This is a genomic window from Streptomyces sp. NRRL WC-3549 (assembly GCF_000721935.1).
Taxonomy (GTDB): domain Bacteria; phylum Actinomycetota; class Actinomycetes; order Streptomycetales; family Streptomycetaceae; genus Streptomyces.
On sequence record NZ_KL585382.1, the window covers coordinates 21976 to 33751 of the forward strand.

An 11776-nucleotide genomic window follows, 5' to 3' on the forward strand; every position below is an offset into this window, starting at 1 on the left:
GTCCCGCAGGGCGCCGCCCCCCGCCGCGAGGCGTACGCCCGCGGCGCGCAGCAGGCGCACGGGTGGGGCGCCCCGGAGGCGGGAGGCGGCGCAGCCGCCCTGGGGGAGGCAGACCACCGTCACCCCGGAGGCGGCCAGCCGGTCGGCGACCCGGGAGGCCGCCTCCCCGGGCAGCCGGGCGAGGCCCGCACAGGGGCCGAGCGAGACCCCGGGGCGGTGTGCGCCGGCCATCACGGCGAGCCGGGTCAGGACCCCCGGGTCGTCGGCGTCCGTGTGCAGGTCCAGGGGGAGCCCCCGATCCGCGGCGAGCCCCAGCACCGTCTCGGCGTGGCGGACCGGATCGGGGTCGAGGTCCGGGCGCCCGCCCACGACGTCGGCGCCCAGGTCCACGGCGTCGCGGAGGAGCGCGAGCCCGCCGGTCCCCGGGACCCCGGTGAGCGGCCCGGGTACGGCGACGGTGATCACCTCGGTGAGCCCGCGGAGGGAGCGGCCGGCCTCCAGCACGGCTTCGAGCGGTGCCAGGCCCGTGGTCTCGGTGACGCACACCTGGGCGCGGAGCGCGGTGGCCCCGTGGCTGAGCTGCAGAAGCGCTGCCTCCATCGCGCGGCGCCGGACGTCACCGGGGCGTGCGCCCGCGTACTCGGGCGAGGCGGTGAGCGCGGTGTCGCTGTGGGCATGCGGCTCGGCGGGCGCCGGCAGCAGGAGGTAGCCCCGCAGGTCCAGACGGGTGCCCCGGGTGGTGAGGCGGCCGGCCGCGGCCACCGCATCGATGCGCGGCCCGTCGGTCAGGACGTCGACGATCCGCCCGTCGGTGAGCCGGACGCCGCTGAGGAGGAGGGCCGCCGCCCTGGGTCCGGCCGTGCCGTCGTCGGGCCGCCGCGGTCGGCTGTCGGGCATCGCGCTCCTGGTGGGGGATACGGGATCGCGGGTCGAGATCACGCGGAGTGCGGCCGAGCCTAAGGGCTGTCCCCGCCTGGCCGGTGGATCAGCGCGCGGCGTCGGACACGGTGCGCACGCGGGGCGGGAGGGTGCCCGCGTCCGGGAGGGCCGGCGGACGCGCGGGGGCGAGTGCCATGTCGCGCCCGGACCCGTTGCCGGCCCCGTCCCACACGGCCCCGCGCCCGCGCGGGGCTCCCGCCCCGGGCCGGCCCCCGGGCGGTGCCCGGGCAGCCCCGGGGGAGCCGGAATAGTCGTACGAGTGCGGAGGCGTGGAGGAGGCGTGCCCGGGGCGGCTTCCCAGCGTCCCTCAACGCTCCCGGGCGACGGTGTCCCGAGCGATCAAGGCCTGATCAGGGGCCGGTTCGGCGAGGTGTCCGGACCGGCCTCGCGGATCGGATCCCGGGTCGGGCGGGACGCGGGAAACGGATTTGGGCGATCGGCGACAGACCGTGTAATGTCTTCCTCGCTCGCCCCAATAGCTCAGTCGGTAGAGCGTCTCCATGGTAAGGAGAAGGTCTGCGGTTCGATTCCGCATTGGGGCTCTGGTGATCGGGGGACCCCGCTTCGGCGGGGAAACTCATCATCAAAGCGGTGTAGCTCAGTCGGTAGAGCAAGCGGCTCATAATCGCTGTGTCACCGGTTCAAGTCCGGTCACCGCTACTCTCGGTAGCCGATTGCGGGGTCGGTCCTTCGATCGGCTACTCTTTTTTTGCGTTCATCCGTCCACCGTCCGTCCAAGGAGCACTCACGTGGCTGCCACCGACGTCCGCCCGAAGATCACGCTGGCCTGCGTGGAGTGCAAGGAGCGGAACTACATCACCAAGAAGAACCGGCGTAACAACCCGGACCGTCTTGAGATGAAGAAGCACTGCCCGCGCTGCAACTCGCACACCGCGCACCGCGAAACGCGCTGAAACAGGCTCGTACACGAGGCCGTCCCCACTGGGGGCGGCCTCGTGTCGTTGTATTGCTTTGTTCTTCGCCTTGTTCCGATTTTTTCAGGAGGTAGCGGGCCCATGGCGCTCGACCAGTCCTTCGTGGGGCGGACCTATCCGCCCACCCCGGCGTACGAGGTCGGCCGGGAGAAGATCCGGGAGTTCGCGGAGGCGGTGGGTGACACCAACCCCGCGTACGTGGACCCGGAGGCCGCCAAGGCCCTGGGGTACCCGGATGTGATCGCCCCGCCCACATTCGTGTTCTCCATCACCTTCAAGGCCGCGGGCCAGGTCGTCCAGGACCCCCAACTGGGCCTGGACTACAGCCGTGTGGTGCACGGCGACCAGAAGTTCGCGTACGAGCGCCCGGTCCGGGCGGGGGACCGGCTCACGGTCACCTCGACGATCGAGTCCATCAAGTCGCTGGCGGGCAACGACATCGTGGACGTCCGTGGCGAGGTGCACGACGAGTCGGGCGAACACGTGGTGACCGCGTGGACGAAGCTGGTGGCCCGGGCCGCCGAGGAGGCATGATGACGGCGAACGTGACCTATGCGTCGGTCGAGGTCGGCACCGAACTGCCGGCCCGTACCTTCCCGGTGACCCGCGCCACGCTGGTGCAGTACGCCGGTGCCTCGGGCGACTTCAACCCGATCCACTGGAACGAGCGGTTCGCCCGCGAGGTCGGACTGCCCGACGTGATCGCGCACGGCATGTTCACCATGGCCGAGGCGATCCGCGTCGTCACCGACTGGGCGGGCGACCCGGGGGCGGTCACCGAGTACGGCGTGCGGTTCACCCGCCCCGTGGTGGTGCCCGACGACGAGGCCGGGGCGACGATCGAGGTCAGCGGCAAGGTCGCGGCCAAGCTGGACGACGGACTGGTGCGGGTGGACCTGACCGCGACGAGCGACGGCAAGAAGGTGCTGGGCATGTCCCGCGCCGTGGTCCGGCTGGCCTGACGGCTGCGGACCCGTCGGCCGTGCGGGTGGACGAGCGGAGGGGCGCCCTGGTGGCGCCCCTCCGGCGTACCCGCCGACAACTGCTTGACATAGTTAGTGATTGAGCAATAACTTTCTCCCCATGGCAAGGATGAGTGCGGAGGAGCGGCGTGAGAGCGCCGTACGGGCGGCGGTCACCGAGTTCGCCCGGGGTGGCTACAGGGGCACGTCGACGGAGGCGATCGCCCGCCGTGTCGGTGTGTCGCAGCCCTATCTCTTCCGGCTGTTCCCGAACAAGCAGGCCCTCTTCCTGGCAGCGGCCGAACGCTGCCTGGAGGACACCCGGGGGGTGTTCGCCCGGGCCTGCGAAGGACTGGAGGGCGAGGAGGCGCTGCACGCCATGGCGGCGGCCTACCAGCGGCACGTCATCGACGACCCCGACATGTTCCAGATGCAGATGCAGATGTACGCGGCCACGGCGGTGGCCGAGGTCGACGGGGACGCCGAGTTCGGTGAGCGGCTCCGGGCCGGCTGGCTGCGGATGTGGGACGACGTCCACCTCGTCCTGGGTGCGGACGTGGACGGGACCACCACGTTCCTGGCCTACGGCATGCTCGCCAACACCCTGGCGTCGCTGGGCTTTCCGGCCGGGCATCGCGTGTGGTCCGGCTTCTACCTCTCGGCCCGGCCTGTCGGCTGAGCGGCGACGGGCCGGCGTTCGGCCGGGGGCGGGTGTCGGTCGGGCGGCGGCGTCGGGGCCGGTACCAGGGGTGTCGGCCGGGTCGCCGCCGAGCCGTCAGCCCGGGCCCCGGATCCGCCCGTTTTTCTGTCCACGAAAGTTAGTCATCAATTACTAACCCGCAGGGGGAACGATGGAACAGCAACCGTCCAGCCGCAGAGGAGCGGTCTGGGCCCTCGTCCTCACGAGCGTCGCCGGATTCATGGCGGCCCTCGACAACCTCGTCGTCACCACCGCCCTGCCCTCCATCCGCGAGAGCCTCGGCGGTGAACTGGAGGAGCTCGAATGGACGGTGAACGCCTACACGCTCACCTTCGCGGTCCTGCTGATGACGGGCGCCGCGCTCGGCGACCGTTTCGGCAGGCGCCGGCTCTTCCTGGCAGGTCTCGCGGTCTTCACCGCGGCCTCCGCCGCGGCGGCCCTCTCACCGGGCATCGGTGAACTCATCGCCTTCCGCGCCGTCCAGGGCGTCGGGGCCGCGATCATGATGCCGCTCACCCTCACCCTGCTCACCGCCGCCGTCCCGCCCGCCCGGCGCGGTATGGCCCTCGGCGTCTTCAGCGCGGTCACCGGCCTCGCGGTCGCCAGCGGCCCGCTGATCGGCGGCAGCCTCACCGAACACCTCTCCTGGCAGTGGATCTTCTGGCTGAACGTGCCCATCGGCCTCGTCCTGCTGCCCCTGGCGCGCCTGCGGCTGGCGGAGTCCTACGCCCCCGAGGCCCGCCTCGACGTGCCCGGCACGGTCCTGATCAGCGCCGGTCTCTTCGGCATCGTCTACGCCCTGGTCAGCGCCACCGGCGACGGCTGGACCAGCCCCGGCGTACTGACCGGGCTGGCAGCCGGAACGGCCCTCCTCGGCCTCTTCGTCCGCCACGGTTTCCGCGCCGCGCGCCCGGTCCTGCCGATGCGGCTCTTCCGCGACCGCGCCTTCTTCGGGATCAACATCGCCAGCCTGCTGATGTTCCTCGGCATGTTCGGCTCGATCTTCCTGCTGAGCCAGTTCCTCCAGAGCGCGCTGGGTTACTCGCCCACCGAGGCGGGCCTGCGCATGCTCCCCTGGACGGGGATGCCGATGCTGGTGGCCCCCGTCGCCGGATACCTGTCCGACCGGTTCGGCGGCCGTCCCGTGGTGGTGACCGGCCTCGCCCTCCAGGCGGTGGGCCTCGGCCTCTTCGCCGCGGTCCTGGAGCCGGACGTCGGGTACGCCGCCCAGCTGCCGGGGCTGATCGTCGGCGGAATCGGCATGGCCCTCTACTTCGCGCCCGCCGCCAGCCTGGTGATGTCCAGCGTCCGGCCGGGCGAACAGGGCATCGCCTCCGGGGCCAACAACGCCCTGCGCGAGGTCGGTGGGGCGCTCGGCGTCGCCGTACTGGCCTCGGTCTTCTCGGCCCGGGGCGGATACGGGTCGGCGCGGTCCTTCACGGACGGCACCGTGCCCGCCGTCTGGATCGGTGCCGGCGTGGTCGCCCTCGCCGCGCTCGTGGCGCTGCTCATCCCGCGTCGCCGCACCACGCCGGGCCCGGCACCCGAGCCGGCCCCGGAGCGGGCCCCCCTCGCGGCCTGACCCGCCGCCCGGACGCGTACGGTCCACGGCCCGCACCCGGGCCGTGGACCGTACTCTTGTCCCCGTGCAGGAACTCCACGACGCTCCCCTCGCCCCTCTGACCACCTTCCGGCTCGGCGGCCCGGCGAACCGCCTGCTGACCGCCACCACGGACGACGAGGTGATCGCCGCCGTACGCGAAGCCGACGAGAGCGGCACCCCGCTCCTGGTCATCGGCGGCGGCTCCAACCTGGTCATCGGCGACAAGGGCTTCGACGGGACCGCGCTGTGCGTCGCGACCCGGGGCTTCTCGCTCTCCGGTACGACGCTCGAACTGGCCGCCGGCGAGGTCTGGTCCGACGCCGTGGCCCGCACGGTCGGTGCGGGCCTCGCGGGCATCGAGTGCCTCGCCGGGATCCCCGGGTCCGCCGGTGCGACCCCGATCCAGAACGTCGGCGCGTACGGGCAGGAGGTGTCCTCGGTCATCACCGAGGTCGTCGCCTACGACCGGCACACGGGTGAGACCGTCACGATCCCCAACGAGGCGTGCGCGTTCTCCTACCGCCACAGCCGCTTCAAGGCCGAGCCCGACCGCTTCGTGGTGCTGCGCGTCCGCTTCGCCCTGGAGGACGCGGACGGGCTCTCCGCGCCCCTGCGCTACCCGGAGACCGCCCGCGCCATGGGAGTCGAGCAGGGCGACCGGGTGCCCGCCGCCGAGGCCCGCGCGACCGTCCTGCGGCTGCGGGCGGGCAAGGGCATGGTGCTCGACCCCGAGGACCACGACACCTGGTCGGCCGGCTCCTTCTTCACCAACCCGGTCCTCGACGGCGCCGCGCACACCGCCTTCCTGGCCCGCGTCAAGGACCGCCTGGGGGACGACGTCACACCCCCCGCCTACCCGGCGGGCGAGGGGCGGATGAAGACCTCCGCGGCCTGGCTCATCGACAAGGCGGGCTTCACCAAGGGATACGGCACCGGCCCCGCCCGCATCTCCACCAAGCACACGCTCGCCCTCACCAACCGCGGCGGCGCGACCACCGAGGAGCTGCTGGCCCTGGCCCGCGAGGTCGTCGACGGCGTGCACCAGGCCTTCGGCGTCACCCTCGTCAACGAACCCGTGACGGTCGGCGTCAGCCTCTGAGGACCGGCGCCCCGGGCCCGCCGCCGTACACCCCTCTCAGGCGGGCGAACCGGCGAGCCAGTCCTCGATCCCGCTCAGCATGTCCTTCCGTACGTCGGCGGGCGCCGCGGACCCCCGGACGGACTGCCGGGCCAGCTCGGCCAGTTCCTCGTCGGTGAACGCGTGGTGGCGGCGGACCAGGTCGTACTGGGCGGCGAGCCGCGAACCGAAGAGCAGCGGGTCGTCGGCCCCGAGCGCCATCGGGACCCCGGCGTCGAACAGCGTGCGCAACGGCACGTCCGCGGGCTTCTCGTAGACCCCCAGGGCCACGTTCGAGGCCGGGCAGACCTCACAGGTCACCCCGCGCTCCGCGAGCCTGCTCAGCAGCCGGGGATCCTCGGCCGCCCGTACGCCGTGCCCGATCCGGGAGGCGTCCAGGTCGTCGAGGCAGTCCCGGACGCTGGAGGGCCCGGCGAGCTCCCCGCCGTGCGGGGCGGCGAGCAGGCCGCCCTCCCGGGCGATGGCGAAGGCCCGGTCGAAGTCGCGTGCCATGCCCCGGCGCTCGTCGTTGGAGAGGCCGAAACCGATGACCCCCCGGTCCGCGTACCGCACGGCGAGCCGGGCGAGGGTACGGGCGTCCAGCGGGTGCTTCATCCGGTTCGCCGCGATCACCACCCGGATCCCCAGCCCGGTCTCCCGGGAGGCGCCGTCCACGGCGTCGAGGATGATCTCGATGGCCGGGATCAGGCCGCCCAGGAGCGGCGCGTACGAGGTGGGGTCGACCTGTATCTCCAGCCACCCCGAGCCGTCCGCGACGTCCTCCATGGCCGTCTCGCGCACCAGCCGCCGGATGTCCTCCGGCTCACGCAGGCAGGACCGGGCGATGTCGTACAGGCGCTGGAAGCGGAACCAGCCGCGCTCGTCCGTGGCCCGCAGCCGGGGCGGTTCGCCGCCGGTCAGCGCCTCGGGCAGGCGCACCCCGTACTTGTCCGCCAGTTCGAGCAGGGTCGTGGGCCGCATCGACCCGGTGAAGTGCAGATGCAGATGGGCCTTGGGCAACAGCCGTACGTCACGCTCCATTCAAGGATCTTGCCGCATCGGCGGTGGGTCGCGGTAGCCCGATCCCGTCCCAGGTGACGCCTCGAACAGAAAAACAGGCCCCCGGCATCCTGGAATCGGAACGCCGGGGGCCCAGGTGATCACCTGACGAGGTCAGTCGCGGGCCTCGCCCAGCAGCTTCTGGACGCGCGAGACGCCCTCGGCCAGGTCCTCGTCGCCCAGCGCGTACGACAGCCGCAGGTAACCCGGGGTGCCGAAGGCCTCACCGGGTACGACGGCCACCTCGACCTCGTCCAGGATGAGCGCCGCGAGCTCGACGGAGTCGGCCGGGCGCTTGCCGCGGATCTCCTTGCCGAGCAGCGCCTTCACCGACGGGTAGACGTAGAACGCGCCCTCGGGCTCCGGGCAGACGACGCCCTCGATCTCGTTGAGCATCCGCACGATGGTGCGGCGGCGGCGGTCGAAGGCGGTCCGCATCTCGGCGACCGCGTCCAGCGGTCCGGAGACGGCGGCCAGCGCCGCGACCTGGGCGACGTTGCTGACGTTGGAGGTGGCGTGCGACTGGAGGTTGGTCGCGGCCTTGACGATGTCCTTGGGCCCGATGATCCAGCCGACCCGCCAGCCGGTCATGGCGTACGTCTTGGCGACACCGTTGACCACGATGCACTTGTCGCGCAGCTCGGGCATGACCGCCGGCAGGGAGACCGACGTGGCGTCGCCGTAGACCAGGTGCTCGTAGATCTCGTCGGTCATGACCCAGAGGCCGTGCTCCACGGCCCAGCGGCCGATCGCCTCGGTCTCGGCCTCGCCGTAGACGGCACCGGTCGGGTTGGAGGGGGAGACGAACAGGACGACCTTGGTGCGCTCGGTGCGCGCGGCCTCCAGCTGCTCGACGGAGACGCGGTAGCCGGTGGTCTCGTCGGCGACGACCTCGACCGGGACACCGCCGGCGAGACGGATGGACTCGGGGTAGGTGGTCCAGTACGGGGCGGGGACGATGACCTCGTCGCCCGGGTCGAGGAGGGTGGCGAAGGCCTCGTAGATGGCCTGCTTGCCGCCGTTGGTCACCAGGATCTGGGAGGGGTCGACCTCGTAGCCGGAGTCGCGCAGCGTCTTCTCCGCGATGGCGGCCTTGAGCTCGGGGAGCCCGCCGGCCGGGGTGTAGCGGTGGTACTTCGGGTTGCGGCAGGCCTCGACCGCGGCGTCGACGATGTAGCCGGGGGTCGGGAAGTCGGGCTCGCCGGCGCCGAAGCCGATCACCGGACGCCCGGCGGCCTTGAGGGCCTTGGCCTTGGCGTCGACGGCGAGGGTGGCGGACTCGGAGATCGCACCGATGCGGGCCGAGACCCGGCGCTCGGACGGAGAAGTTGCAGCGCTCATGCCCCCCATGCTCGCAGACCGGAAAGGCCGTCGGCACAGGGGTTTCAGGGACCGGACAGGACTCGGGCGGCATCCGGGCGGGACAGGTCGGCAGTGGTCTGTTCGACGCGGAGGCTCCGAGCACGTACACTCACCTGTCGTTGGCCTTCATCAGCCGCACCGTTTTTCCACCCGGGCCACCGGGGAAGATGCGGTAGGTTGGTGGACACCACAAAGGGTCGTAGCTCAATTGGTAGAGCACTGGTCTCCAAAACCAGCGGTTGGGGGTTCAAGTCCCTCCGGCCCTGCTACACACTCCTTCGCCAGGATGTGTGCGCATGTACGTACTTCAATGCACCGCCGTGCGGCTCCACCGGGCGCGGCACGGCCACGACCCGGAATCAGGTGAGTAGCGTGACGGACGCCGTGGGCTCCATCGACATGCCTGATGCCGAGGACGAAACTCCCGAGTCGAAGAAGAAGCCTCGGAAGGGCGGCAAGCGCGGCAAGAAGGGCCCTCTGGGCCGTCTCGCGCTGTTCTACCGCCAGATCGTCGCCGAGCTCCGCAAGGTCGTCTGGCCCACGCGCAGCCAGCTGACGACGTACACCTCGGTCGTGATCGTCTTCGTGGTCGTCATGATCGGTCTGGTCACTGTGATTGACTTCGGTTTCGCGCGGGCCGTCAAGTACGTCTTCGGCTGATCCCCGCGGAGGGCGCCTCACCGGCGCCCCTTTCGCATGTTCCACCCATATGTATCCAGGAAGAAGCAGCCATCGTGTCTGACCCGAACCTGAACGACGACGCCGAGCCCACGGCGGGCGCCGTCGAGTCCGCCGAGGACGAGCTCGACATCGTCGAGTCGGCGGATGCCGTGGCGCCGGACCAGGTCGAGGCTGCTGACGCCGAGGCGGGCGAGCCCGCCGAGCAGGCCGCCGTCGCCGCCGAGTCCGACGAGGAGACGGAGGCCGAGGAGGCCGCCGAGTCCGACGACGAGGCCGATGAGGAGCCCGCCGAGTCCGACGAGGAGCCGGCCGCCCCCGTCGACGCCGTCGCCGCCCTCCGCGAGGAGCTGCGCGGTCTTCCGGGCGAGTGGTACGTCATCCACACGTACGCCGGCTACGAGAAGCGCGTGAAGGCCAACCTGGAGCAGCGCGCCGTCTCGCTCAACGTCGAGGACTTCATCTACCAGGCCGAGGTGCCCGAGGAAGAGATCGTCCAGATCAAGAACGGCGAGCGGAAGAACGTCCGTCAGAACAAGCTCCCCGGATACGTCCTGGTGCGCATGGACCTGACGAACGAGTCCTGGGGTGTCGTCCGCAACACGCCGGGCGTCACCGGCTTCGTGGGCAACGCCTACGACCCGTACCCGCTGACCCTGGACGAGATCGTCAAGATGCTCGCCCCCGAGGCCGAGGAGAAGGCCGCCCGTGAGGCCGCCGAGGCCGAGGGCAAGCCGGCTCCGGCCCGCAAGGTCGAGGTCCAGGTGCTGGACTTCGAGGTCGGCGACTCGGTCACCGTCACCGACGGCCCGTTCGCGACGCTGCAGGCGACGATCAACGAGATCAACGCCGACTCGAAGAAGGTCAAGGGCCTCGTCGAGATCTTCGGCCGCGAGACCCCGGTCGAGCTGAGCTTCGACCAGATCCAGAAGAACTAGGGCCTTCCGCCCCTCTCTGGACACATGCCTACATGCCTACCGAGCAGGTCGGACCGGCTTCACCGCCGGTCCGACCTGCTCGGTTTTGGCCGCACAGCTATACCCGTTATCGTTGTGCGGTATGCCTCCATCCGGATGACCGGAACGGCGGCGAAACACTCTCACTAGGACCCGGAGAGAGCAATGCCTCCCAAGAAGAAGAAGGTCACGGGGCTTATCAAGCTCCAGATCAACGCCGGTGCGGCCAACCCGGCCCCGCCGGTCGGTCCCGCACTGGGCCAGCACGGCGTCAACATCATGGAGTTCTGCAAGGCCTACAACGCCGCGACCGAGTCGCAGCGTGGCATGGTCGTGCCGGTGGAGATCACGGTCTACGAGGACCGTTCCTTCACCTTCGTCACGAAGACTCCGCCGGCCGCCAAGCTGATCCTCAAGGCCGCGGGTGTGGAGAAGGGCTCCGGCGAGCCGCACAAGACCAAGGTCGCCAAGCTCACGGCCGACCAGGTCCGCGAGATCGCCACGACGAAGCTCCCTGACCTGAACGCCAACGACCTCGACGCCGCGATGAAGGTCATCGCCGGCACCGCCCGTTCCATGGGCGTCACGGTCGAAGGCTGAGTCAGCCCCGTAAGCCCCCAGTGGTAGGACCAAGCGCTGGTCCGCACCACGACTCCCCACTCTGAGAACCTCAGGAGCAGAAGTGAAGCGCAGCAAGAACCTCCGCGCTGCGGACGCCAAGATCGACCGGGAGCGTACCTACGCCCCGCTCGAGGCCGTCCGTCTCGCCAAGGAGACCGCCACCACGAAGTTCGACGGCACCGTCGAGGTCGCCTTCCGCCTGGGCGTCGACCCGCGCAAGGCCGACCAGATGGTCCGTGGCACCGTGAACCTCCCGCACGGCACCGGCAAGACCGCCCGGGTCCTGGTCTTCGCGACCGGTGACCGTGCTGCGGCCGCGGAAGCCGCGGGCGCCGACATCGTCGGCGCCGACGAGCTCATCGACGAGGTGGCGAAGGGCCGTCTGGACTTCGACGCCGTCGTCGCCACGCCGGACCTCATGGGCAAGGTCGGCCGCCTCGGCCGCGTGCTCGGTCCGCGTGGTCTGATGCCGAACCCGAAGACCGGCACCGTCACCCCCGACGTCGTGAAGGCCGTCAACGACATCAAGGGCGGCAAGATCGAGTTCCGCGTCGACAAGCACTCGAACCTGCACTTCATCATCGGCAAGGTCTCCTTCGACGAGACGAAGCTGGTCGAGAACTACGGTGCGGCCCTGGACGAGATCCTCCGTCTCAAGCCGTCCGCCGCGAAGGGCCGCTTCATCAAGAAGGCGTCCCTCACCACCACGATGGGCCCCGGCATCCCGCTGGACGCCAACCGTGTGCGCAACCTCCTGGTCGAGGAGGACCCGGCCGCCGTCTGATCCGGACGCCGGCACGGACCCCCGTGACCCGAAGCCCGCCCCCGCCGCTCTCCGGAGCCG

At 71.0% G+C, this 11776-nt stretch carries 13 protein-coding genes and 3 tRNA genes; 13 read left to right on the top strand and 3 right to left on the bottom strand.

Annotation, left to right across the window (positions count from 1 at the left end; genetic code table 11):
• The coding region (locus IH13_RS0101670; RefSeq protein ID WP_031080412.1) for an amidohydrolase family protein at nt 1-897 on the bottom strand (897 nt) is incomplete at its 3' end.
• A gap of 511 nt (nt 898-1408) precedes the next feature.
• Here IH13_RS0101670 and IH13_RS0101680 point away from each other — a divergent pair.
• The 8 genes from IH13_RS0101680 (at nt 1409) to IH13_RS0101715 (ending at nt 6238) form a co-directional block, all read left to right on the top strand.
• A tRNA-Thr gene (locus IH13_RS0101680) sits at nt 1409-1481 on the top strand.
• Between the two features lie 45 nt (nt 1482-1526).
• Nucleotides 1527-1599, top strand: a tRNA-Met gene (locus tag IH13_RS0101685).
• 89 nt (nt 1600-1688) lie between these two features.
• Nucleotides 1689-1853, top strand: a complete 165-nt coding sequence (gene rpmG / locus IH13_RS0101690; RefSeq protein WP_003956487.1) for a 50S ribosomal protein L33 — start codon at nt 1689-1691, stop codon at nt 1851-1853.
• Between the two features lie 102 nt (nt 1854-1955).
• Entirely contained in the window at nt 1956-2408 is a 453-nt protein-coding gene (locus IH13_RS0101695) for a MaoC family dehydratase N-terminal domain-containing protein (protein WP_031080419.1), read from the top strand.
• A complete protein-coding gene (locus IH13_RS0101700) occupies nt 2408-2836 on the top strand; it encodes a MaoC family dehydratase (RefSeq protein ID WP_031080421.1) in 429 nt (142 codons plus the stop codon). The genes IH13_RS0101695 and IH13_RS0101700 overlap by 1 nt, the downstream gene beginning before the upstream one ends.
• 130 nt (nt 2837-2966) lie before the next feature.
• Nucleotides 2967-3515, top strand: a complete 549-nt coding sequence (locus IH13_RS0101705; RefSeq protein WP_031080423.1) for a TetR/AcrR family transcriptional regulator — start codon at nt 2967-2969, stop codon at nt 3513-3515.
• Nucleotides 3516-3687: 172 nt separating this feature from the next.
• Nucleotides 3688-5118 carry an MFS transporter gene (locus tag IH13_RS0101710; RefSeq protein WP_031080425.1) on the top strand — a complete coding sequence of 477 codons (1431 nt, stop codon included), beginning with the start codon at nt 3688-3690 and terminating at the stop codon, nt 5116-5118.
• Nucleotides 5119-5182: 64 nt separating this feature from the next.
• Nucleotides 5183-6238: a UDP-N-acetylmuramate dehydrogenase gene (locus IH13_RS0101715; protein WP_031080426.1), complete on the top strand. Its 1056-nt coding sequence runs from the start codon at nt 5183-5185 to the stop codon at nt 6236-6238.
• A gap of 36 nt (nt 6239-6274) precedes the next feature.
• Here the strand turns inward: IH13_RS0101715 and IH13_RS0101720 are convergent, their stop codons facing one another.
• Together IH13_RS0101720 and IH13_RS0101725 are read right to left on the bottom strand one after the other, a co-directional pair.
• Entirely contained in the window at nt 6275-7297 is a 1023-nt protein-coding gene (locus IH13_RS0101720; RefSeq protein WP_031080428.1) for an adenosine deaminase, read from the bottom strand.
• 132 nt (nt 7298-7429) lie between these two features.
• Entirely contained in the window at nt 7430-8656 is a 1227-nt protein-coding gene (locus IH13_RS0101725) for a pyridoxal phosphate-dependent aminotransferase (RefSeq protein ID WP_031080430.1), read from the bottom strand.
• A gap of 214 nt (nt 8657-8870) precedes the next feature.
• On the opposite strand from IH13_RS0101725, the gene IH13_RS0101730 reads away from it, so the two are divergent.
• The 5 genes from IH13_RS0101730 to rplA all read left to right on the top strand — a co-directional run bounded on the left by IH13_RS0101730 (nt 8871) and on the right by rplA (nt 11716).
• A tRNA-Trp gene (locus tag IH13_RS0101730) sits at nt 8871-8943 on the top strand.
• Between the two features lie 106 nt (nt 8944-9049).
• Complete coding sequence (gene secE, locus IH13_RS0101735) at nt 9050-9337, top strand: preprotein translocase subunit SecE (protein ID WP_031080432.1); 288 nt, start codon at nt 9050-9052, stop codon at nt 9335-9337.
• A gap of 74 nt (nt 9338-9411) precedes the next feature.
• On the top strand, nt 9412-10293 hold the full coding sequence (nusG, locus tag IH13_RS0101740) for a transcription termination/antitermination protein NusG (protein WP_031080433.1): 882 nt from the start codon (nt 9412-9414) through the stop codon (nt 10291-10293).
• A gap of 183 nt (nt 10294-10476) precedes the next feature.
• On the top strand, nt 10477-10911 hold the full coding sequence (rplK, locus tag IH13_RS0101745; RefSeq protein ID WP_031080434.1) for a 50S ribosomal protein L11: 435 nt from the start codon (nt 10477-10479) through the stop codon (nt 10909-10911).
• A gap of 82 nt (nt 10912-10993) precedes the next feature.
• On the top strand, nt 10994-11716 hold the full coding sequence (rplA, locus tag IH13_RS0101750; RefSeq protein ID WP_031080437.1) for a 50S ribosomal protein L1: 723 nt from the start codon (nt 10994-10996) through the stop codon (nt 11714-11716).
• The last annotated feature ends 60 nt before the right edge of the window (nt 11717-11776 follow it).

What these genes read in the sequence shown, in the direction of transcription:
- rplK (WP_031080434.1), top strand. Translation starts at nt 10,477, where the DNA reads ATGCCTCCCAAGAAGAAGAAGGTCACGGGGCTTATCAAGCTCCAGATC.
- IH13_RS0101720 (WP_031080428.1), bottom strand. Translation starts at nt 7,297, where the DNA reads ATGGAGCGTGACGTACGGCTGTTGCCCAAGGCCCATCTGCATCTGCAC.
- IH13_RS0101695 (WP_031080419.1), top strand. Translation starts at nt 1,956, where the DNA reads ATGGCGCTCGACCAGTCCTTCGTGGGGCGGACCTATCCGCCCACCCCG.
- IH13_RS0101705 (WP_031080423.1), top strand. Translation starts at nt 2,967, where the DNA reads ATGAGTGCGGAGGAGCGGCGTGAGAGCGCCGTACGGGCGGCGGTCACC.
- IH13_RS0101700 (WP_031080421.1), top strand. Translation starts at nt 2,408, where the DNA reads ATGACGGCGAACGTGACCTATGCGTCGGTCGAGGTCGGCACCGAACTG.
- IH13_RS0101710 (WP_031080425.1), top strand. Translation starts at nt 3,688, where the DNA reads ATGGAACAGCAACCGTCCAGCCGCAGAGGAGCGGTCTGGGCCCTCGTC.
- IH13_RS0101725 (WP_031080430.1), bottom strand. Translation starts at nt 8,656, where the DNA reads ATGAGCGCTGCAACTTCTCCGTCCGAGCGCCGGGTCTCGGCCCGCATC.